General features: G+C 57.5%; 17 protein-coding genes and 1 tRNA gene. 10 read left to right on the top strand and 8 right to left on the bottom strand.

Annotated features, from left to right (window positions below; all coding sequences use genetic code 11):
- Positions 1–5 precede the first annotated feature (5 nt).
- The 6 genes from HDF09_RS19320 (at position 6) to HDF09_RS19295 (ending at position 6,210) form a co-directional block, all read left to right on the top strand.
- Positions 6–365, top strand: coding sequence for a nuclear transport factor 2 family protein (locus HDF09_RS19320; RefSeq protein ID WP_183769102.1), 360 nt, complete (start codon positions 6–8; stop codon positions 363–365).
- A 145-nt stretch (positions 366–510) separates the two neighbouring features.
- Positions 511–2,250: a hypothetical protein gene (locus HDF09_RS19315; protein ID WP_221270215.1), complete on the top strand. Its 1,740-nt coding sequence runs from the start codon at positions 511–513 to the stop codon at positions 2,248–2,250.
- A gap of 257 nt (positions 2,251–2,507) precedes the next feature.
- Positions 2,508–3,338 (top strand): ribonuclease III, encoded by an 831-nt coding sequence (gene rnc / locus HDF09_RS19310; protein ID WP_183769101.1) that lies wholly within the window; start codon positions 2,508–2,510, stop codon positions 3,336–3,338.
- Positions 3,335–4,219: a signal peptidase I gene (gene lepB, locus HDF09_RS19305; RefSeq protein ID WP_183769100.1), complete on the top strand. Its 885-nt coding sequence runs from the start codon at positions 3,335–3,337 to the stop codon at positions 4,217–4,219. The genes rnc and lepB overlap by 4 nt, the downstream gene beginning before the upstream one ends.
- An 81-nt stretch (positions 4,220–4,300) precedes the next feature.
- Entirely contained in the window at positions 4,301–5,713 is a 1,413-nt protein-coding gene (locus HDF09_RS19300; protein ID WP_183769099.1) for a sigma-54 dependent transcriptional regulator, read from the top strand.
- 197 nt (positions 5,714–5,910) lie between these two features.
- The gene (locus HDF09_RS19295) at positions 5,911–6,210 is read left to right on the top strand and encodes a hypothetical protein (RefSeq protein WP_183769098.1); all 300 of its coding nucleotides are present in this window, start codon (positions 5,911–5,913) and stop codon (positions 6,208–6,210) included.
- A 184-nt stretch (positions 6,211–6,394) separates the two neighbouring features.
- Here the strand turns inward: HDF09_RS19295 and HDF09_RS19290 are convergent, their stop codons facing one another.
- The 4 genes from HDF09_RS19290 to HDF09_RS19275 all read right to left on the bottom strand — a co-directional run bounded on the left by HDF09_RS19290 (position 6,395) and on the right by HDF09_RS19275 (position 13,500).
- Positions 6,395–8,545, bottom strand: coding sequence for an HlyD family efflux transporter periplasmic adaptor subunit (locus tag HDF09_RS19290; protein ID WP_183769097.1), 2,151 nt, complete (start codon positions 8,543–8,545; stop codon positions 6,395–6,397).
- Positions 8,542–9,444 carry an efflux RND transporter periplasmic adaptor subunit gene (locus tag HDF09_RS19285; RefSeq protein ID WP_183769096.1) on the bottom strand — a complete coding sequence of 301 codons (903 nt, stop codon included), beginning with the start codon at positions 9,442–9,444 and terminating at the stop codon, positions 8,542–8,544. The genes HDF09_RS19290 and HDF09_RS19285 overlap by 4 nt, the downstream gene beginning before the upstream one ends.
- Before the next feature lie 8 nt (positions 9,445–9,452).
- Positions 9,453–11,840, bottom strand: a complete 2,388-nt coding sequence (locus HDF09_RS19280; RefSeq protein WP_183769095.1) for a GAF domain-containing protein — start codon at positions 11,838–11,840, stop codon at positions 9,453–9,455.
- Between the two features lie 220 nt (positions 11,841–12,060).
- Entirely contained in the window at positions 12,061–13,500 is a 1,440-nt protein-coding gene (locus HDF09_RS19275; RefSeq protein WP_183769094.1) for a trypsin-like peptidase domain-containing protein, read from the bottom strand.
- Positions 13,501–13,917: 417 nt separating this feature from the next.
- On the opposite strand from HDF09_RS19275, the gene HDF09_RS19270 reads away from it, so the two are divergent.
- Entirely contained in the window at positions 13,918–14,610 is a 693-nt protein-coding gene (locus HDF09_RS19270; protein ID WP_183769093.1) for a GNAT family N-acetyltransferase, read from the top strand.
- 97 nt (positions 14,611–14,707) lie between these two features.
- Here the strand turns inward: HDF09_RS19270 and HDF09_RS19265 are convergent, their stop codons facing one another.
- Both HDF09_RS19265 and HDF09_RS19260 read right to left on the bottom strand, forming a co-directional pair.
- Positions 14,708–15,295, bottom strand: coding sequence for a ferritin-like domain-containing protein (locus HDF09_RS19265; protein WP_183769092.1), 588 nt, complete (start codon positions 15,293–15,295; stop codon positions 14,708–14,710).
- Between the two features lie 164 nt (positions 15,296–15,459).
- Entirely contained in the window at positions 15,460–15,642 is a 183-nt protein-coding gene (locus tag HDF09_RS19260; protein ID WP_260181810.1) for a hypothetical protein, read from the bottom strand.
- A 297-nt stretch (positions 15,643–15,939) separates the two neighbouring features.
- Between HDF09_RS19260 and HDF09_RS19255 the strand changes: the two genes are divergently transcribed.
- The gene (locus tag HDF09_RS19255) at positions 15,940–17,103 is read left to right on the top strand and encodes a hypothetical protein (protein ID WP_183769090.1); all 1,164 of its coding nucleotides are present in this window, start codon (positions 15,940–15,942) and stop codon (positions 17,101–17,103) included.
- Positions 17,104–17,659: 556 nt separating this feature from the next.
- Here the strand turns inward: HDF09_RS19255 and HDF09_RS19250 are convergent.
- Positions 17,660–20,068 (bottom strand): putative bifunctional diguanylate cyclase/phosphodiesterase, encoded by a 2,409-nt coding sequence (locus HDF09_RS19250; RefSeq protein ID WP_183769089.1) that lies wholly within the window; start codon positions 20,066–20,068, stop codon positions 17,660–17,662.
- Between the two features lie 279 nt (positions 20,069–20,347).
- A complete protein-coding gene (locus HDF09_RS19245; RefSeq protein WP_183769088.1) occupies positions 20,348–21,898 on the bottom strand; it encodes a hypothetical protein in 1,551 nt (516 codons plus the stop codon).
- 288 nt (positions 21,899–22,186) lie between these two features.
- Here HDF09_RS19245 and HDF09_RS19240 point away from each other — a divergent pair.
- Both HDF09_RS19240 and HDF09_RS19235 read left to right on the top strand, forming a co-directional pair.
- Positions 22,187–22,276: transfer RNA gene (locus HDF09_RS19240), tRNA-Ser, on the top strand.
- A gap of 79 nt (positions 22,277–22,355) precedes the next feature.
- Positions 22,356–22,559, top strand: a complete 204-nt coding sequence (locus HDF09_RS19235; RefSeq protein ID WP_183769087.1) for a helix-turn-helix transcriptional regulator — start codon at positions 22,356–22,358, stop codon at positions 22,557–22,559.
- Positions 22,560–22,824: the final 265 nt, after the last annotated feature.

The raw sequence follows: 22,824 nt of genomic DNA, 5'->3' as shown, positions 1-22,824 counted from the left end.
AGCCCATGCAGACTGACCGCGAACTTCTCGCCTCCGCCTACAAACACTTCAACACTCGCGACATCGACTCTGTCCTCAACCTCATGCACCCCGATGTGGACTGGCCCAACGGGATGGAGGGCGGTCGTGTCCACGGCCACCATGCCGTGCGGGACTACTGGACACGCCAGTGGGCCATCCTCGACCCTCACGTCGAACCCGCTGGCTTTGCCTCCGGCCCGGATGGACGCACCATCGTTCAAGTCCATCAGGTAGTTCGCGATCTCACCGGTAAAGTCCTCGTCGATCACATGGTGCAACACATCTATCTTGTGCAAGATGGCCTTATTCGCAGCATGGAGATTCGCGAAACTCCGCTCTCCTGAATTGGCCCATTCCGTGGGCAGGTTGCCTCTCACACCTTCGCTCCCATAAACTTCACGGGAGCGTCGAATCCATATCGTGTCCCTTTCAACAAAACCGTTTTCCTCTCGCCATCCCGCATCTCTCCTCGTGTGCCTCGCGTCTTCCTTGCTCCTGGCCCCTCTCGGCGTCAGGGCGCAATCAAGCTCCTCCAGCAGCAGTTCCGAGGGCACGACCGACACGACAATCTCCAAAGAGCCCCCCACCAAATCTGCACCCCGCATCGCTCAACCCGAAGCGGGCGGCTCGGCCATCACTCTCGAAACCAGCGAGCCCCTCTTCGATCTTGCCGTTGCGCTAAACGTCTGCGGCTACGACGCCGACCTCGCCAACTCCGCCCCGGTGCGCCTCAGGATTCGCGATGACATCAACGCGCAGGTTGCCGCCTCCCCCGAAGCCCGCGCCAGCAGGGACGCGCTCTGCGGCTACGTCCGTGAGCACACACTCAACGACGCCAGCCTAAACCTCGCCCAGTACATCTCGCTCGCTCTCTATCTCTCACCGCCCCCAAGCCTCGCCCCCATCGTCGGCGAAACAGAGCTGCCGCCCGACTCCACCCAGGTCGTCAACATTCTCCCGCTCCTCCGAACCTTTGCCGAGGACGTACACCTCCATGCCCTCTGGATTGAACATCGTCCGGAGTACGAAGACCTCCTCAAGCGCGTCCACGATCCACTCACCCGAACCATTCTCAACACCAACGTCTATCTCCATCTCCCGGTCAGCAGCTACGACGGACGCCGCTTTCTCGTCCTGCTCGAACCCATGCTCTCTCCCTCCACCACCAACGCACGCATCTACTCCAACGACTACATCGTCGTCACCTCACCGGCGGCCGAACCTCTCGGCGCAGTCCATATGGACGATATCCGCCACAGCTATCTCCACTACGAGATCGAGCCCCTGGTCTACTCCCGCGCCTCCGCGATGGAGCGCCTCCAGCCTCTCCTCAAAGCCGTTCAGGATGCGCCGCTCGACTACACCTTCAAGACTGAGATCGTGCCTCTCATCACCGAGTGCCTCATCAAAGCTGTTGAAGCCCGAACCATGGACGTAGGCATCTCCAAGCCAACCAAGCCCACCGCGGTCAAGCAGCGCGCCGAGATCGAGCAGTACAACGCCGACCTGAGCGCCTACGAGCGTGAAGCCGAAGCCACCCGCCGCAAAGCTGTCGATCTCGCCATGCGCCAGGGCTGGGTGCTCACCGAGTACTTCTACAACCAGGTCGGTCAGATGGAGAAAGAGTCCGTCAGCCTCAAGGAGTACATGGGCGAGATGGTCTACGGCATGGACGTAGAGCGCGAGCGCCATCGTGCCCAGCAGATCGCCTTCCTGCCCTCCGGAAGCCGTGATGTTCTGCGTCGCGCCCCGCAGCAGCTCACCGGCCTGCAACTCGCCGAAGAGAAGATCTTCAAGGGCGACCTCGACGGCGCCTCCTACATCGCCAACAAAGTTCTCGCCGACCCCAAAGGCGACCACGCCCAGGCCCACTACGTCCTCGCTCGCGTCAACCTCATGCAGCGCCAGCCCGGAGCCGCCTTCGCCGACTTTCAGGAGGTACTCGACTCCTCGAAGGACCCCCGAACCCTCGCCTGGTCGCACATCTACTTAGGCCGCCTCTACGACGTCAAAGATGATCGCAAGAAGGCCGTCGCCGAGTACCAGGCCGCGCTCACCGTCCGCGACGCCCAGCCCGACACCAAAGCAGCCGCCGAAAAGGGAATCAAGGAGCCCTTCGTCGCGCCAAAATCCGCCCACCCAGCCCAGGACGAAGACGATGATAACGCCCCGCTAGACCCAAGCGGCAAAGCCGAAAAAGACGCCTACCGCCCCCCACCGCCACACTAGGGCATTGCCGTAGCTCTTGCCGTTGCTTCTGCTTTTGCTTGTCTTTTGTTTGTCATCCCGCAGGGATCTGCTTCTGTCTTTGTTTCGCTCGATGCTGCCCATGGCCGCACAAACCCTTGGCAGCATAGGAACTTCACCCCGACCACCTGCCGCAAGAGTAAGCTTTCCCTGAAAATCCGCTTCATTCCTTTACCAACGAGCGTCTACCCCTTAGCACCAGGCCATCTCCCTCCGGTAAAGTAGAGCAGGGAAGTTCTATGACGACGCGCCAAAAAAAGCCCGGACGATCGCAATCGAACGCCGCCCCCCCGGCTCTGTTCGAACACATCTTCCAGCGTCCCGATCTCCTCACCTGGGCTCTCACCCACCGTTCGCTCGCCTACGAGACCAACCCCGAAACCCTCCCCGACCCAGCCGCCGACAACGAGCAGCTTGAGTTCGTCGGCGACGCCGTCCTCGGTCTCGCCGTCGCCGAAGCTCTCTTCCGCCGCTTCCCAGCCTCTCGCGAGGGCGAACTCACCCGCCTCCGCGCCTCCCTCGTCAGCCGCAGCCACCTCGGCGAGGTAGCCGCCCGCATCGACCTCGGCTCGCTCCTCCGTCTCGGACGCGGCGAAGAACAAAGCGGCGGCCGCAAGAAACCCGCGCTCCTGGCCAACGCCCTCGAAGCCGTCATCGCGGCCCTCTATCTCGATGGAGGCCTCGACGCCGCCCGCGCCTTCATCGAAAGACACATCATCGAGCCGGCCCTACCCGACCTCAACCTCGCCCTCCACGGCAGCAAGACCTTCAGCGGCGCCATCGGCGACCACAAATCCGCCCTGCAGGAGCACCTTCAAGCCACCGGAGCAGGCCAGCCGCAGTACGTCCTCACCGACCAGAGCGGCCCCGACCACCAGAAGCGCTTCCGCGTCGAGGTTCGCATCGAAGACAAAGCCGGCGGCTCTCGTGCCCTCGCCGAATCCGAAGGCTCCACCAAGAAACAAGCCCAACAAGCCGCGGCCCGCCTCGCATTCGAGCGTCTCGTCGCCGAAGCCCGCCTGGTCGCCGAAGCCGCCTCCCTTGACGTAACCGCGGAGGTGGTCGAATGACCCAACCCGCCGTCGTCTCCAGCCATCCCGCCACGCACAGCCCCTCCACCGTCGGCGCCCAGCAACTACGCCATCCAACCCCGAACCCCACTCACCGCCGCCACCCGGTCCACCACGACAGGTCCAGCGTCTTCACCGCCCTCCAATCCCTTCTGCACCTCATCGTCATCGCCATCTTCATCATCACCTTCTGCGTGCAGCCCTTCCGCATCCCCTCCGAATCCATGGAGTCCACCCTCCTCGTCGGCGACTTCCTCCTCGTCGACAAACAAGCCGCGGCCCCCGACGGCGCCGGCACCCTCCTTCCCACCGCCGCCATCCGCCGCGGCGACATCATCGTCTTTCACGACCCCGTCGACGCCTCCCTCCACCTCGTCAAGCGCGTCATCGGCCTCCCCGGCGACCACCTCCGCCTCCGCGATGGCCGCGTCTACATCAACGGCCACGCCCTCACCGAGCCCTACGCCGTCTACCGCCCCAGCCCGCCCGACAACTTCCGCGACAACTTCCCCCGCCTCCACAGCGCCGACCCCGAGATCGACTCCCACTGGTGGATCCGCATGCGCTCCCTCATCGAAAACAACGAGCTCATCATCCCGACCGGCAACTACTTCGTCCTCGGCGACAACCGCAACGACAGCGAAGACAGCCGCTACTGGGGCTTCGTCCCCCGCGAAGCCATCGTAGGCAAACCCCTGGTCATCTACTTCTCCCTCCAGACCCACGACCCCGACGACACCGACGGCTATGGCGGCAACGACGGCACAGGCGCCAGCCTAGCCCAATCCGCCACCGCCACTCCCACCCGCCGCCACCCCGGCAAAATCGACTCTGTAGTCGACTTCGCCCGCTGGGGCCGCACCTTCCAAGTCGTCCGCTAGCCAGATCATTTATAAGAGAACTTTCGAATAATTCCGGCTTTGCTGTAATGTCGAAAGAACTCTTTCCAACCGAGGCTGTGCGTGGCATCGATTGCAACTGCAGCAGGACTCCATGACGGACTAAAGTTGCTCTTTGCAACCAGCGATGACGCAGCCCTCCATGATATCGGTCAGGAGCTGGCACCTGCGTTCTTCATCCGCATGGCACCAGATTCAGTAGCCCTCTTCCAAAGCCTCGCCGAGCAAACCCCCGAGATCGTCGTCATCGATCTCGACACGATCGTCCCCGATGGCACCGACGTCTTTGCTTACATCGAATCCGTGCGTGCCGCCGCGCCGCAGATCTTATGCCTCGCCATCTCGCGCACCCCTCTGCGGAACGCGCGCCAGCGCACAAAAAAAGCAGGCGGGGACGAGTTCCTCCTCGCGCCGGTAGACTTCCCCGAACTCCGGGAGTACCTGCTGGAGGCGGGCACCCGCCATCGCGAGCGGCTCGAAGCAAACCAGCTTCGCAGCGAGATTGCACGGAAGAGCACCTTCTGCGAGATGATCGGCGGCAGCGAAGCCATGCAGCGCGTCTATGAGATCCTCCGCCGCGTAGCAGCGAGCAACAGCACCGTGATGCTGCGCGGAGAGAGCGGCACCGGAAAAGAACTCGCCGCCCGCGCGATCGTCTCCCTGAGTCCTCGCCGCAACCAGCCCATGATCAGCGTGAACTGCGCCGCCCTCCCCGAGACCCTGATGGAGTCCGAGCTCTTCGGCCACGAAAAAGGATCGTTCACCGGCGCTCACGCCGTCCATCCCGGACAGATCGAGTTGGCCGACGGCGGAACGTTATTCCTTGACGAGATCGGCTCGCTCAGCCTGCCTCTCCAGAGCAAGCTGCTGCGTGTGCTTCAGGAGCGGGTCGTCCAGCGAATCGGCGGCAAAAGCCCGCGAAAGATAGATTTCAGGCTCATCGCAGCGACCAACGACAATCTGGACCAGATGGTAAAAAGAGGTCAGTTCCGTGAGGACCTCTACTACCGGATCTGCGTCATCCCCGTCTTCCTCCCGCCCTTGAGGGAGCGGACAGGAGATGTGCCTCTCCTGCTCGACCACTATCTCAGGATGTATTGCACGGCAGGAGATCTGCCGCAGAAGCGTTTTTCGCCCGAAGCTTTGCAGGTTCTCGAAACAAGCAACTGGCCGGGCAATGTAAGGGAACTGGAAAATCTGGCCCAGCGTCTGGCCCTGATGGTCGACGGCGATCTGATTGAAGTTCAGCATCTTCCGGATAAAGTGATCCAGGAGAATACGGCGAAACAGGACGAGATCCTGGTGCCTGCGGACGGCCTCGATCTCGACGATGAGCTGGCCCGTATCGAAGTCGCCTATCTCACGGCGGCCTTACGCAGGGCCGGCAGCAAGAACGGAGCGGCCACCTTGTTGCAGATCTCCAAGGAAAAGATGAAGTACCTTTGTCGCAAATACCAAATCAACCAGTCGGGTTAAAAATTAACCCTAGGCAGGTTAAATTTGCCCCCTCGAACGGGACTTCGAGAGAGACACATGGATCAGCCGAAGATGAAAACTCCCAAGAATCGGGTGTTTTGGGCTGAAATGCACTGCCTTCGCGTTTGGCAAAAGGATTGCAATCATGTAAGGCAACAGCTTGCTAAAGCTGATTCGACATTCGGAGGAAACACATCATGGCTATCCAGAAGAAATCATTGATCAGCAACCTCGAGTCAACCAAGAAGTCTGCCCCGGCCGTCAAGAGCGCAAATCCCGATGTCTCGGCATCGAACGCTCCAGTTGCCAGCCGTGTCATGTTGGCGAAGAAGGTCGCTGGCGGTGTCTCCCTGTCGAAGCAACTCCAGCTGTCCAAGCAAGCTCACCTGTCGAAGCAAATCTCGCTCTCCAAGCAAGCCCACCTGTCGAAGCAAATCTCGCTCTCCAAGCAAGCCCACCTGTCCAAGCAAATCTCGCTCTCCAAGAAAGTGGTCTAAAAGAGCGATGGACTTTTAGCAGCAGATATCTGCCAATTGGGCCTCTCTGTCCAGATGTAATTGCACGCCTGGGTTTTTCCAATAGGCCCGTGATGTTTCTTTGGAAGTCTGTTCCTGGTTCTCTTATCGAAGTACGTAAAGGAGGAAGAGTTAAGGCTCTTCCTCTTTCTCGTTAAGCCCACCCTCACCAAACCTTCCGATCGAAAAACTCCCGTACCTCTTTAGCGATAAGACCCATGACGCTTCGACGTTGCACCGTGATCTTTGCGGTTCCAGTCATCCCATCGTGCAGAGTGCCATCGTTGGGTATCAACGCGTCGGCGACGTAGTACTTCAGAATGCCTTCTTCTTTCTCGCTCTTAGTCCCCACAAGCGCGGTCGCCAAAGCCTCCGGTGCCGGCTGCAAATCCTCCACGCGAGTGGTAGCCGGTGAGAATCGTCCATCCACCAGCAGATGAACCCTGGCGCCGTACTGCACTCGGGGCACAGCATATTCCAGGACAAACATTCGAGCCCGCATCTGGTCGGTCTCGCCGATCTCTGCGATCGTTGCACCGGCATCCAGGTACGTGCCCGCGAGATCCCGCAGATGCGACGTCATCACAGTTCCCGCCATCGGCGCGCTCGGGGCAAGTTGTTCGGTCTCCTCCTGTGCGATGGTTCGCTCTACTCCCGCCCGCGCATGTTCCTGCGACACAGAGCTAAGATCAGCCTGCGTCAGCTGAGCCTGTACCCGTTGCACACCGGTCAGAGCGAACTCCTCCTGTGATCTCGTACGCCCTGCATCTATCTGAGCGTTTTGCATTCTGACCAGGGGTTCCCCGGCAACAACGCTCTGCCCCTCAGCAACCAGCACCTCTGCGACCCGGCCGGGAACGATCGTTCTCACAACCTCGCGCCGGCTTGGCTCCAGGACAAACCTGGCGCTCACCGTCTCATGCAAAACGGGTGCGAACAAAAGAACGAGAAGAACAGCCGCAGCCACACTGAAGCGAGTAGCGGTGAACCACGATCGAACCCGGTCTTTTTTGTCCAGATACACGGTTTGAACGAACCTCAGAAAGATGCGAATGCGCGAGCGAAAGATGACCACTGCCAGCGCCAGAGCGGGCAGGAACGCCCAGTCGGGACTGTACTTCAGAAAGACGTTATGGCTGAAACGTATCACGGTGTAGAGAAGGCTGTAGCTGTAAATGCCGGAGAGAATGGCATACAGAAGGTAGCCGAACCGCCTGCGCCTGGGCACATACTCCACCTCGACGGGAAGCCGAAAGATCTTTCCCCTCACAAGGCCTGAGAGGTACGCCGTTGATTTTTCCTTGATATCCGAGAAGCCAATCACCTCAGAGAAAGCGTAGTAGCCATCGAGCTTGATCAACGGATTCATATTCACAACGATCACAGCGGCGCCCGTCAACAGCATGATCTTGTAAGCAAGGTCATGCGCGTCGCTTCCAGCAGGGGTCCCCCACCACACAATCGTCGCAATAGCACAGAAGATCATCTCCACCCATATGCCGGCGATGATCGTAACCAGACGTTGCCAGCGGTTCGCGTAGACCCAGGCTTCACTCACATCAACGAAGAATGCGGGAGTCAGGTAGATGAGATGAAAGCCCATCGCGTGAACCTCTGCTCCGTAGTGTTTGCACGTCAGCCCGTGCGCGGACTCATGAAAGAACCCCAGTATCAAGAATAGAATCCAGAACTCCGCAAGATCGGATGCGCTCTTTTCCGTGAACGTATAAAACTGAACGGTATCTCGACCAATCTGAGCCCAGTTCGCGAAGAACAAAGCCACCATGAATCCGAAGAGAAGGAGTGTAAGCGTGGTAAACCATCGTGAGTAGAGCCAGCGGGAGTAGGGATAGATGCGATTGAAGTATCGGTCGGGATCCCATGCAGAGAACTGCATATGCGAGATGTCACCCCACTTCGACTTGCGATTGCTATGTTGATGCCTGCTGCTTTCAAGCTTCTGCTGCAGCGCAATATTCTTTTCCAGCGGTGTCTTGTACCAGAAATCGGCGTCATCCAGGCCGCCGGCAAACTCCTTCAGATCATCGACGCTATAGGCCACGCTATAGAGCTCAGCATGTGCCGCGGCTACGTCTTCGTAGGAGCGTATTCCATCGAACAACTCGATAATTCGCCACTGATCCAAGCCAAATCGGTAGATCTTGTCCGTGCCGCGAATGAGGGCAACAATAATCGGCTTGCCATCCTCGATATTTTCGCGGAACACCACCGCTGGATCCAGTTTGGGAGACGTGGTCCGGCTTCTGCGTGCAGGCAGATCGGGCAGCGCCGCATTAAATGCTTCGGCGAGATTCATCTCGCAATCCGTACCGAGGCGACCGTGCCTGGGATAAGTCCCGGCAGCCGATTCTTCAACACGGCAGTCACCTCAATCGTGCCGCTGCCAGGGTCGACGACGGGACTCACGTGTGTCACCGTCGCATCGGTAGTCTGCTGGAACTCAGGCGTAGGCGATACGGTCACCAGCGCTCCCCGCTTAAGCAGAGCTGCCTCTGCCCCGGGCAGAGTGAATCGCACCTCGAGCGGCGATGCGCCCATCACGCGAAAGAGTTTATCTCCGGTCGTCACATATTGGCCAAGCCGCACATAGCGTTGCGCCACCACCCCTTTGAAAGGCGCAACGAACTTTGTCTTCTCCAACTCCAGATCGATCGATTGCAGGTTGGCCTTCGCGCTCAGCATCTCCCCGCGCTGCCGCTCCACTTCAAACTGGCTCGCGGCAACCTCGTAGCGGCTATGGTCATAGGCCTCCTGGGTGGTGATTCCTTCCTTATGCATCGCCTCCGCCCGATGCATATCGGTCTCGCGAACCTGCAGTTCAGACTGCCAGTTCTTCAGGTCCGCTTCAAGACTCTCGACTTTATACCTGGCCGTATTGCGATCAGCCTCCAACTGGCGCGCATCGAGCCCCGCCATCAACTGACCCTTCTGCACCACGGTGTCCACATCGGCCGGAAGTGCCACGATCACTCCAGCTCGAAGAGCCACGATATCGAGTTGCTGCTCCAGGGTAATAGGGCCGCTAACGACTAGCCCGTGAGGCGGCGCCACGCTCTTCATGGGCTGAGAGTTTGCCGTCTGCATCGTGCGCGTTTCCTGTCCCTGCGAGGGGTGTAGTTGAGCTGTACTCGGAGCGCAACCAAGACTCATCGACTGGACAGACGCCGCAATCATCACCGCAAAGAGATGCTTCATTTCGACCCTCACCAGCTAAACCACTTCCAAAGCCTGGACCATGTCCAGAGAGCCGAATCACGAAACAACACATATCCCAACGGGCGCGTTCCCACTCGAATCTTTCCGAGACCCTGCATTCCCGGCCTCAGATCACCCTTCGGATTGGGTACCGCTACTCGTGCGAAGAAGACATGGACGTCGCCCATAGCTTTGCCCGATGGGCTGATCACGCTAACCGTCCCGCTGAAGGTTGCAGTCGGGAACGACTCCAGTTTGATATTGGCCGGTGCGCCGGTCCTCAGAAGTTCAACATCCCGTTCCGGTACCGCCACATCCACAACCACGTTCTCTGTGCTCACCAACTCCACCAGCGGGTCTCCGCTCGACAGTTTTTTCCCGACAAGATCTTCGACATGCGGGGTCGCGACAACGCCCGCTATGTCCGCATGGACCGTCGTTCGAGAGAGCCTGTCGTTCAACCGCGTCACTTCACCATGCAAATAATCCGACTCAAGTTGATGTTGCCCCGCAACCGTCGCATCGTTTTCGATCAGGGCGCGAGTCATCTGTGCCATAGCCGTGTTGTACTTCGCCTGTGCCGCAGCAAGACTCGCCCGCTGACCCCAATCCGTCATTTGAAGAAGCGGAGTTCCGGGCAGCACCGTGTCTCCCTCATGAACGAAGACCTTCTGCACAACGCTGTCTTCTTCCGCGTGAACATATTGAGTCTGGGCCGGGCTCACCTGCGCCTGTCCAACAACCCGCATCGGAAACGGCACCAAAATCAAAGCGAGCAACACCGCAAGGCACGACGTCAAAATCAGCGCGCGGCGACGCTTCTCAATCGCCATAAAGCGGCGTCGCTTTTCGATAAGCGGTTCAAGTATGCCAATAAACGGAACTTCCTTATAGAGCGAAGCATTCCGCAACGCAAGAGTCGCCTGGCTCGCCAGAATCTTGATGATTTCAAAGTGCAGCGTAGTCAGAAAATTCGGATCGGAGCTCTCAAACGACAGTATTCCCAACGTGCCTTCGTCATCTCCAAGAGGGATGGCATAGAAACTGCGCGAGCCAGTCGTCTCGAAGTAGCGCCGAAACTTCTCGCGCGTCTCAGGTCGCGTATCGCTGATCTCCTCCTCATGTTGCGTGACATAGACCTCCGTCTCCAATCCGGCCACCCAACTGAGCAGGCCGTTGAGCGACGCGACCTCCGGGTTCGAAAGATCCAGCTTCGTCACTCCCGAGATAGCCTGCACAGTAACTCTGTTTCTCTGCTCCAGAGCGATCGCCGCGCGCTCATACGGAATCACAAGCTGCGGTTGATTCACGATGGCCTGCAGGACTCGCTGCAAATTCAGCGTGGAGGTTATCTCCTGACTGACGCTGACCAGTGTTTGAAGAATCTCAATCTTTCGTTCTGCCTGCAGCAGGGAAGAGTTATGCAGCGCCTGGGCCGCCGATTCGGCCACCTGCGTCAAAGTGAAGAGATCATCATCGCTGAAGAGAAACTCCGGGTCGTAGCTGACCACCTCGAGCACGCCGGTCAAGTTCTCGTCTTTCACCAAAGGTGCAGCCATCAAGGAACTGGCCGCTGCGGTCGATCGCAGATTCCGCTGTTGCAACGCATCGTCGTCTCCCTGTAACAAAACGGTTTCGCCGTTCTCGCCGACATCTCCAACGATGCCCCCACCCGCCACCTGGCGATCTCCCACTCCCGCAGCCGAATCCTCGCCAGCCTGCTGTATCAGCATCAGATCGTCCTGATCTACCATCCACAAATTGACTACGGTTGCTCCCACAAGATCCTGCACCTTGGAGCAGATCACAGGAAGCAGCTCCTGCATCTCGAGCGTCGCATTGAACACTTTTTCAATGTCGTAAAGTTGCGTGAGTCGAAGCACGGAAGAGAGGCCAGCATTTCGTTCCAACTCATAAATCAGTGCTGCGCCGAAGGCAACCGCAGCACTATCGGTCATCTCTACCACGGTTTCGAGCACAGCCTCCGTAGGTGGCTCAGAAAAACTAACAATCTCAACGCAGCCCAGTAATTCTTCCTGAAGTAAGACAGGAATATAGGTAAGAGAACTAAAACTTTGACGAATATCAAGATGCGCAAAGTCTTCTCGACTCAAATCCTCGGCGCTGAATTGCAGAATCGTGCGCTCCGTTGCTACGGCACCAAGGCCTCCCGAATCAAATGGAATGCCGCGCCGGTCGACCGACACTTCGCCCACTGCGGCCTTCAACATCCAGGCCAACTTTTTATTGTCGAGGAGATACACAAGAATGGAAGACCCCGGCAGCAGATCGGAGATGCCGAGCGACAAAATCCGCGCACGAGGGCCGCTCTCCAACTCCCCTAAGAGAGAGATCGAAAATCTTTCAAGCAGAGACGCACCAGCCGGATCATTCAACGCCAGGCCCCAAGGAAACTATGTCGAATATTTCGCTAAATATTATCCTGTCGCGCACAGTCGTGTTACGTTTTCTTTTTGTGAGGAAGGGCTCATCTCGAACCCTGTGGCATAACTCTTCTCCCCGTACATGCAATGGAATGCAAGGTGGGCCAGGAACCTGGGCGAGGCTATGCCAATAAGCCGAGCAGTTTTGCCAGAACAATCAGTCAAATACCTGCTACTCCACTTCGAAGGCCACATACTGCAAGACCGACTGGCGTTCCACCTCTAACGCTACCGAGTCTCCCGGTTTGAAGTTCGCAAGCTGTTGCCGCAACTCCTCGGTGGTATTCAGCGCCCTCCCATTGATAGCGCGGACCACGTCCCCTACCTCAAGAGTGGCGAGCGTAGCAGGCTCTCCAGACAGAACGCCGGCCACCACAACGCCACGCTTCGAGCGCAGTCCAGGCAAAGCTGCAGCGATAAAATCATTGAGATCGACGACAAAGATGCCGAGAGAGGGAATAAGATCCTTCTTCGGATTCGTCAGATCCGACAAGCTATCCACCATCGGAAGCGAATCAACTGCGTTGACCGAGAGTGTCATCTGCTTACCGACGCGTGACACCACCATACGGAGTGGCGCTCCCCGCGCGTGAACATATAGAAAAGCCGTGTACTTCGGAAACGAGTCGATTGGAACACCATCGATCATCTCCACAATATCGCCAGGTTTCAGCCCCGCTGCTGCGGCCGGACCACCCATATCCACATCAGAGAAGATCACGCCATGATCCTGGGTCAGCTTCAGGCCTGCGGCAAGGTCAGGAGTGATCGCCTGCGCATGCGCTCCAATCGAAACCGAAGGCACAAATCCGTGCGCCTTCAACTCGTAGTACACAAAGCGAACTACAGGCTCGGGAACCGCGAATCCCAGGCCCTCGCTTCCGCCTCCCGAGCTATAGATAAAGGTGTTGATCCCGATCAAATTGCCATCGCGATCGATCAGCGGTCCACCACTATTGCCCGGATTGATCGGCGCATCGGTCTGCACATACACCATCGGGCGATCCAACTCGGGCTGTCTGCCCACCGCACTGATGATTCCCTTGGTGATCGTATGGTCCAGCCCTTGCGGCGATCCAATCGCAATCACGGTCTGTCCCAAACGCACGTGAAACGGCTCCGGCAGCGCAATCGCAGGAAGGTCGTGAGCTTCGATCTTGATGACTGCAAGATCGGCGTATCGATTCGTACCGATCAACGTCGCTTCGTAGACGCGCTGCGGATTCGCCAATTGCGTGTGCCACGTCACCAACTCCACCGTCGTCGGCGCTACGATCACGCGAATGCGAAGCGCACCCGCGACGACGTGGTTATTGGTCACGATATAGCCGTCCGGATCGACGATAACTCCCGACCCAATCACGCGCTGTCGCTGCAACGTCGTCGGATCCTCATCGTCTTCGCTGCTCTCCGGTTTTCCAAAGCCGGTAACTTCTATCTGCACCACCGAGCGCATGGCGTGTTCGGCAACCTCATCGATGGCCTGGTCGTACTCCCGCAAGATCGCCGACCTGTCGCCGGAAGCACCCGTTGTCTCTGGACTCTGGCCAAAGGCAGGCAACGATACGGAGACGAATAAAAGAGCAGAGGCAACCGGGATCGCGAGTTTCATTCAGGACTCCTGCATACAAACTGACACTCTACAAATCTAAGTGCTGGCCGCCTCAGTGGCCGACTTTTTTTCAACGCCATCAAGTACAAAGATTGCATACATCCCCGGCACGTGGAGTCTTTCAGCGCATCATCCTCGCAATACCGCAGAGCAGAATTGAGTCGGACGCAGGTTCTCGGTTAGGATTTGAAGGTAGCTAACGGAGGATGTGAGATGAGTTCGTCAACTGAGTCGATGTCTTGGGTGGATCGTTGGTGGCCGCTATTGGTCATTCTCTTTGGAGTGATCTTCGTCGCGGTTCTGGTCGGCTTTCACCCGGCAAACTAGAAGACGGGTACGGCGCAAGCCGTGCCTTTTCCCTTCCAACTCTCTCCAGCCGCGCGCAAACCTGCAGGCCTCCACTGCTATCATGATCCGGTGTCTGAGCCCACTCTCAACCTGGAAGACTGGAAGCCCGCACGCCTGCCTCAACCCGTTGTCCTGGACGGTCAATGGGTTCGGCTCGAACCACTCACAGCGGCACACCACGGACAGGCGATCTGGTCGGCTGTAAACGGTCACGATTCGGTCTGGGCGTGGCTCGGCGACGGCCCTTACGCGTGCGAAAAGGACTGCCTTCAGGCTCTCCGCGCCAAAGAGAACGACACCGCCTCCCGCTTCTTCGCTGTCCTCCCCAAACAGACCTCCAGACAGACCGCACGACAAGCCCAAAGCGCCGCTGGTTACGCCAGCCTCATGCGGATCGACGCGCCCAACGGTGTCATCGAAGTCGGCAACATCCTGTTCTCTTCCGAGCTGCAAAGAACTCGTGCCGCAACCGAAACCATCTATCTCCTGGCGCGATATGTATTTGAGGAGTTGGGCTATCGACGCTACGAGTGGAAGTGCAATGCGCTCAATCTCCCTTCGCGGCGAGCAGCCGAGCGGTTCGGATTCACCTTCGAGGGCATCTTCCGTCAGCACATGGTCATAAAGAAGCGCAGCCGCGACTCCGCCTGGTACTCCATGCTCGATACAGAGTGGCCCAACCGCAAGCGCGCCTTTGAGCGTTGGCTCGATCCCGCAAACTTCGATGCAGAGGGACGACAGATCAACCGGCTAACCACATGAGGCACTCTCGCAGTTAATCCAAACGAAGCTCAAACCGATTTTTGCCCCAAAGAAAGCCCCCAGCGGGGAGGCTCTCTCTCTGAGATTCTTACCCAGCCTAAGAAGCGCGTCTCTTCAAACCCGCAGCCGCCTGGTTTTCATCTTCACGGCTCTTCTGTGCCGAGTACTTTTCCTTGGCAGACTTGGGTTTCTTTTTATGCTCCGGCTCTTCGGAACTCTGCATCAGAATCGGCTGCGCAGCCTCGGTAATCTTCGCTGCTGCGGCCAGCTCCTCGCTCAGGTTCTCCGTCAGCAAGTCGATTACGTCCTGCATCCCCAGCGTCTTGGCCATGGCAATCGTCGCCTGGTAGCCCGCTATCTCATAGTGCTCAGTCCGTAGCGCCGCACCAATCAAACCGCAATCGAACGACGCTCCCGCCTCATCCTTCTCCAGCGCATCCTTGCCCTCTTCCACGATGCCTTCCATCCCATTGCAGTGCTCTCCGGTCGGTTTCGCTTCCAGATGCCCAAAGACCTCCTTCAAGCGTTCAACCTGGCCCTTCGTCTCTTCTAGATGCGCAGCAAACAACTCCTTGAGCTTCGCATTCTTCGCGCCCTTGGCGAGTTTGGGCAGCGCCTTCACCAACTGATTTTCCGCACTGTACATATCGCGCAACTCATCCAGCAAAACATCCTTAAGCGGCATATATCTCTCCTGTGTCGATCTATAGTTTGATCCCGGCCCTACTGCCACTTGAGAATCAACTAGTGAGAGATGCGTTACTCACGGGAAGTTGGCCGCCAAAACCTTTAAATGTCAAAGGGGTCACGGATCACCGCAGCCCCTTCAAATCCGTTCTGGCTACCGAACTACTTCTTGCTGGACGATGCCGCAGACTTCGAATGCGCATCCGTCGATTTGCCATGCGCCGCCGTCGATGACTCATGGGCCTTCTGCGAGTGTTCGTGCGCCTCATCCACGTTGCCAGTATCGTGCTTATTGGCTGCGTTGATGTGGTGACCTGCTGCCTCGGTGCGATGCTTTGCAGCCAAGGGCTGCCTGTGGCGCAAGCTGGGCAGCCCTTCGCATTTAACTCACCACAACTCACCACCAACGCACCACGAAAGGACCACAACACACCACGGCCACACACATCGCTCTAACGACGCGAAAAGGCCAAATGCGCCACGCCGACGCCCCTAACCCGCACAAAATAAATATTTTAGGCGCAACCCATCTGGATGCAATACCGCAGAGGCAAGGTGATAGAGTCGTTCCCACTAAAATGACATTTCTGATACATGCCCGAGACACTGTAACGGTGGGATCGCTCTATAGTTCCCAAAAAGATGAATCCATCCGTCCATCGGTTTCTGCTTATCTTCAGCATCTGCGCTGCTTGGACGCTCATCTCCTGGGCTGCAATCTATAAGTATCTGACTTATGGCAAAGCCACCGCGGCTATGTTGCTCGGTATTCTGTTCATCGCTCAGGGAATGCACTGGCTCGATCGACTCAACCAGCAACAACGTCAGATCAGCGCCGGCTGGCTCCTGCTTCTATTCCTCATTCTCACTGCAGCATTTTCAGTACTCTATCCCATCTCCCTGAAACACACCCTCAACGTTGGTTCTGACCGAGAAGATGCTCTCCGCATAGAACTCAATGCTGTCCACCACCACCAGTACCCTTATGACACCCATACCTTCCTGGGCAATCCGCCTACCCCCCTGCCCGGAGCCATGTTGCTAACCGCACCCTTCTTCGCGCTCGGTCACATTGCCTGGCAAAACTTCCTTTGGCTCGCCCTCTTTTTCGTCTTCGCGATTCGCTTCTTCCGCCACCGCGCAACCGCTCTCTTCTTCCTCGCAGTGTTTCTTCTGCTGGCACCTGGAAATCTCAGCGACTTCACTTCGGGCGGCGACTATCTCACCAACTTCTTCTATCTAACAATCGCTGTCGCACTCTTCATTCGGTCGCTTGACCGCGCATTCTATGCCAGCATTGCTGCCGCGCTCTTTCTCGGAGTCACTCTCTCTTCACGCATCATCTATGCGGTTATTCTTATTCCATTGCTGGCGCTCACACTGCAACGCACTTCACGCTCTCGCACCGGCGCATTGTTTGTCCTCGTTCTTATCGCCGCCGCCGCTGTCACTCTTCCGATCTTCGCTCCTCATACCTTCACGCATCTCCTGCAGCAGCTTGACCAAAATGCAGTGAAGCTACGGTACATCCCGAGCGCACTTCATCCTCGCTGGACCCTTCCGCTGCTCGCCGTGATGGCGGCCTGCACCACCTTTTTTGTGCGCATGAATCTCCCGCGTCTGTTACTCACCTTCAGCATCACCAGCTTCGTGATGCTTGCGCCGTTCGTTGTTACCTTTGCCCTCCACTCGGAAAAGCTACGATACAACTTCGCCTATCTAAGTGTCTGCACCCTGTCCTTCTCTCTGTGGGCACTGTCGCGATACGAGCGCATATCCATGGGCACTTCACATTGCACTGGCTAAAGTTCATAACAGGCTCTAGCTTCGGTTGTGTCCATAACCTGCGCGAGCTCCGGGTGAGAGTCAAAAATAGTTCAAAGAATCTTCGCCAAAGTTGGCGTATGAGTTATATCCAATTCGTTACAATTAAAAGTAAGAGATCAACCCAAGGGCAGCCGGCGGCGAAAGCTGTGGCAGCCCTTCGCATTTAACTCACCACAAATCGCCACCAACGCACCACGAAAGGACCACAACACACCAGGGCCACGCACATCAGGTTCAACGTCGCAAAAGCCGAAACGCATACTCTTTCGCCCATAACCTGCACAAAACAAATATTTTAGAAGCAACCCACATGAATGCAATGCTTTAGCGACACCCCCTCCCGCCAACCCATTGGATCCAATCCACTTACCCCCAAAATACCCCCAGGGTGGGAGGGGGGTACAAGAGACGCAGATTGCAGATTATTGAAACCTTCCACGACGACTTCCTCAGCCAACTGGCCTCTAAAGCAACCGCTTGTCTCGGCCTCCTACAACTGATGACAGACAACGCGCCGTTCCCCACGCTTCTCTGCTCAACCCACAGTGACAATCCGCTCATCTTCCTGCTCTGCGGATGCGTACAGGGTTTCGGCCTGCAACAGGGCTGCTGCGCGATTGGCCTGAACCGGCCGTGAAAAGAGATATCCCTGTAGGAGATCGCATCCCTTCAAACAAAGCATCGACCTTTGCTCCTCCGTCTCCACTCCTTCCCCCACGACCCCCAGCTCCATATTCTTCGCCATGGAGATGATGGCCTCAAGGATTGGCAGAGTGCTGTTCGGTTCATGCAGCACCTGGATAAAAGAGCGGTCGATCTTCAGCCGATCGATCGGCAGTCTATTCAGATAGTTCAGAGAAGAGTAGCCTGTGCCGAAGTCGTCGATCGCGATACTGACGCCGAGTCGCTTGAGCCTCTGCAACTGCTGCGTCGATTCAGCGAAGTCTTTAACCACCACGCTCTCTGTTAGCTCGAGCTCCAGAAACACAGGGGACAGCCCCGTCTCCTCGAGAACCTCTGCGACTCGATCGGCGAAGTCCTCGCGAGCGAACTGCATCGAAGAGATATTCACCGCAACCCGCACAGGAGGATGGCCCTCAAGCTGCCATTGACGATTCTGCCGGCACGCCTCGCGGAGCACCCAGGTGCCGAGCGGAATAATCATCTGGCTCTCCTCCGCTATCGGTATCAGGCGAGAGGGTGGCACCACGCCGAGAGTTGGATGAGTAAATCGCAGCAAAGCTTCAAACCCAGCAACACGGCCCTCGCGGTCGCACTGCGGTTGGTAGTGCAACTCAAAGCCGCCATGCTCCAGCGCAGAGGCCATCTCTCCCTCTAGTTCACGACGGGCGCTCAGAGCCTGGTTCAGTATCGGGGTAAACGCATGCGTTCCGTGATTGCCGAACTTCGCCTCGTACATCGCCAGGTCAGCATTTCGCTCCAGCTCGTCGGCTGAGTCGCCATCTTCGGGAAACAGAGAGATCCCGATGCTCGCCGTGACGCTCAACTGCAGATCCTCAAATTCAACTGGCAGCTTCAGAGTTTCGAGCAAAGCCCCGGCCACCCCCTGTGCGTCGGCTCGCCCCGGAATGCCTTCAAGAACGGCCACAAATTCATCTCCACCCATCCGAGCGACGGTATCGCTCTCGCGCAGACGCTTCGAAAGACGTTCGGCAATCTGTCGAAGAACCGAGTCTCCAGCCGCATGCCCATGCATATCATTAATCTGTTTAAATTTATTCAGGTCAATCCAAAGCACTGCAATCGATTCGCCGTTTCGTTTGGCCCGGCGAATCGCAGTCGCCAGCCTCTCTTGCCCTAGCAGACGATTTGGCAGCGCGGTCAAACTGTCGTGGTAAGCATGCCGCCGCAACTCCTCCTGCAAGCGGCATCGTTCCAGCACCATCGCCGCCATCTGGCTGTGCGTCTCCAGAAGCTCAAGATCTGCCGGAGATGGTGGATATTGCAGCAGCGCATAGACCGTGAGCGTCCCCAGTGGATTCTTCGCCGGCCCAAAGAACGGAGTCGACCATAACGACTGAATCCCATTGGCGCGCAAAAGTTCGGTCCATGGTCTGCGTTCTGCGGCCAGGTCAGCGAGTATCAGCGCTTGGCTCTGGCCCAACGCTTCCAACTCGGGCACGCCTGCCATTCCGGCCGAGAGTTGCTGCAGATTCCGAATGAGCTTTTCCGGAACATCCGCAGAAGCCTTCAGATGCAATGCTCCTCCCTCGAGAAGGTGAAGCGCGCAGGCCCAGATCGAGCGATGTCTTGCAAGCACCTCCACCAGAACGCGGAAGATCTCCTCCGTGGGCTCGTCCTGCGCGAGCATTTCGAGCATCTGGTTTCGTCCCCGGTTCAACTGCTCCACCCGCATCCGTTCCTTGACCTCGGACTGCAGCTCTGCGGTACGGGCCTCAATACGGTTCTCCAAAGAACTTCTCTCCTGTCGAAGCTCCATCTCGATCTTCACGCGATGCGAGACCTGGAGGCGCATCTCCCGTTTCAGCCAGCCCATGCATAGGATGGTGCTCAATAGAAGCAGTGGTGTCGCTGCGTCCATCCGCTCCACCCAAAGCCTGATCCTATGATTTTTCTGGGCCTGCCTCAGAAACGCTGCCTCCGTCGCATTCGCGGAGGCTCGGTCCTGTTCTAGCAAATGAGCCGTCCCCTCCAGCGCCTGATCGTAGTCAGCGATCCATCTCGCATCGACGACAGGTGATGCCGACAATAGCCGGAATGCCTCTGCCTGATGTGAAATGATGGACGAGTTCGTCTCGACGCCTGCGGGGGCAGCATCCCCAAGTTTGCGCAGAGAAGACGCGAGCGTCGCTGCCATGCGGCGCAGCGCGTCGGTGCCGGGGGCTTCACCTCGCGCTCCTCCCAACTGCGTTTGCAGCCTGTCCAATTGAGCCCGGTACGACGTCAGCGCAGCCCTCTGCACCAGAACGGTTGACTCCTAGCTCCGCATCGAGTTCGTACCAAGCAGACCGCCGATCGAGATTCCCAGTTGTAGTAGAACCAGGGCATAAAATATCTGATTCCCAATCCGCGGGCGCGGCTTCAGTTGATAGTTCAGCGAAGGCAAGGAAGACTCCCAGGGAAACAATCCTGGCTACTCTATCGGCCTCGATCGGAAACTCGTAAATAGACGCTGCGTGCAGGTCAACGGAGGTAACCGAAGCGTGCCAAAACAGGGTGTGCGTACTCTCGGCGACAGCAGCTATTGGGCTGCGTGCAGCGCGTGCTCCCGCTCGAGACGAATCGACTCAGGCGGGCCAACTCCATGGTGTCGGCCAAGTGCCTCTGCGATGCCGGAGTAGTGCGGTGAATCTCTCAGCAAAAACCAGCACTCACGATCGCCTTCCCCGTAACGCCAGCCTCTTCGCTGCCGATAAAACTCCGACCCGTAAGAGACCAACCACAACTCATACCGCGATGCTTTAACGCCAATCACCAGGTTTCGACTCAGGTTTGGCCATGTCCGGCCTGCGTACTGTGTCTGCCATCCGGGTTGGATCAGGCAGCTCTCCGGCTGATCCGGATGCACCACAATCACATCAGCGCGTAGACGCTCGACATCCTCAGGTTGTACAAAGCGATGGGCAAACTCTGGCGTATTCAGGCCCCACGGATCATACGTCGTCCACCCCGAATAGTAGGGCAGAAATCCAGCCTCCGTTGTAACCATGGAGCCATGTTCCGGCGTAGCGCTCAGCTCCTGGGCGACGCCCTTCGCCTCGTGGAACTGCATATCCCGAAAGGTACGAAGCTCGCGGTAGAACGGCATCGCGATCAAAAACAGCCACGCAACGAAGCCAACACCCAACACCGTCCTGCGCGACGAAAATGTTGTCTGCTCCCAATGGATCGCGAGTAAAATAGCGGCAGCAAGCGGCAAATAGTAGAAGAAGCGGTCGCCGATATTCTGATCCAGCCGCATCATCCAATAGAACGCCGTCGGCGCCGCGATCAGACTCACAAACAGATATTTTGGTCGCAATCCGCGAAGCAAAATCCCCGGCATCAGCACCGCCGCGTCGAACAGCAGATACTTGAGACTCTGCTGCATCGAATGAGCGACAACCAGCCCCAGCACGCGCCGCGCATCCGACTTCACGAGGAACGGAAGCGGAAAAAGTTCACCAAAGTAATGCACTCTCCACGCGAAATACGCTATCCCCGGCACCAGAAAAAATGCCGCCACTCTCCCCAGCTCTACCCTCTTCTCCTTCGAAGAGACCACCGCATAAGCCAACAGAGGCAGCACAAAGACCACTCCATCCGGCCTGAACAGGCAGAAAACCAGCGCGCCAAGGGAGGCCCAGGCCACTCGGCGCTCAATCACCAGCAGAGTCACCGTCGCAAGCAGCAAAGCATCCGGAAGAACCGCGAACCCCGCCGCTGCCGCGAAGATCTGTGGGAACAGCGCCACCGATCCCGCGATCGTAAGCACACGGAGCGTTGAGATCCGAATCCGCGCCATCCGCAGCAAAACCACAGCCAGTCCCAGCAGCGATCCCACATTGACCATAGCCGAGAACCAGTACGGATCGAGGCCAACCCTCATGGCCCCAGCAACGAGTGCCATCCACGCAAAATCCGTCGCTCCCTCTGTGCGCGGTCCGCCAGCAAAAAAAGTAATGACGCCATGCAGCGCAAGGTTTCTGCTGTAAGCAAACAAGATCATCGCATCTTCTGCAGGAAGAAAATATTTTGGCACAATCGCCAGAAAACTCAGCCCAATTGCGCCATAAATCCCCAGTAGCCACACGAGTGTGCGCTCCGGCCATGCAGGCCTGGCCTCTGATTCCTCATGCGACGAGTCATCATGAGGCAAGGAGGTGGACGACGATTCCGGTTCATGATCCTTGATTGGGTTCGACAAGTGTTGCCTGTCACTTTCTTGTACTACGCTATGTTTCATGCGTTGTGCCGCGGCTATCAAGAGTATAGATTCCACAGATCGCCGATGAATCCGCCCGTTGCCCTATAACGTTTGGGGCGGGTGGCGATCATCTTTTTTTGCGCAATGGCTCGCTGCGTACTAAACTTCAGACAGGGAAGAGTGGCCGAGTGGTTGATGGCTCCAGTCTTGAAAACTGGCGTACCTGAAAGGGTATCGGGGGTTCGAATCCCTCCTCTTCCGCCACCCTCTAGCTCCAGGAGTTCCAAAGACATCCAGATGAACCGCAACAACCCCGGCAAATGCTGGATTATGTTCTTTTGGCTTGTCCAACCAAGTATCCGCCCCTGAGAGGTGGGTCGACATCAAAGCAGTCTGCGATCACATCGGCTTCAGCCTCAACACCGTCACCAGGCGCGTCAACGAAGGCCGCATCCCCTCGCACCCGATTCGTAATGGCAAGCGCAACTATCACCGCTTCAAGCTGTCCGAAGTAGACACGGCGATCAAGGCGGGCTGGACTAGGTAGAGAGGAGTATGACAAACCCTCGGTGTTGCGACGGCGACGCCGAGGACACCCGTCCGACAGGAGCGAAATCGCCGTCGAGTCCATACATTTCGCTATGACTAAACCCATCGTGGCTGAGCCTACGCGAGAGTTTGCAAGACATAGGTGTCGGCGTAAGCGTTGGGTGAGGGTGATATTCGGTAGTTAGAATCAGTCTGTTTTGACAATCCGGCGCCGGAAAGCTATTAAACATTCATTGATAACCCCCAATAATACTTAGCCCGTA

The sequence above is a fragment of the Edaphobacter lichenicola genome (genome assembly GCF_014201315.1).
Taxonomy (GTDB): domain Bacteria; phylum Acidobacteriota; class Terriglobia; order Terriglobales; family Acidobacteriaceae; genus Edaphobacter; species Edaphobacter lichenicola_B.
This window is presented reverse-complemented; position numbering and strand designations above follow the sequence as displayed.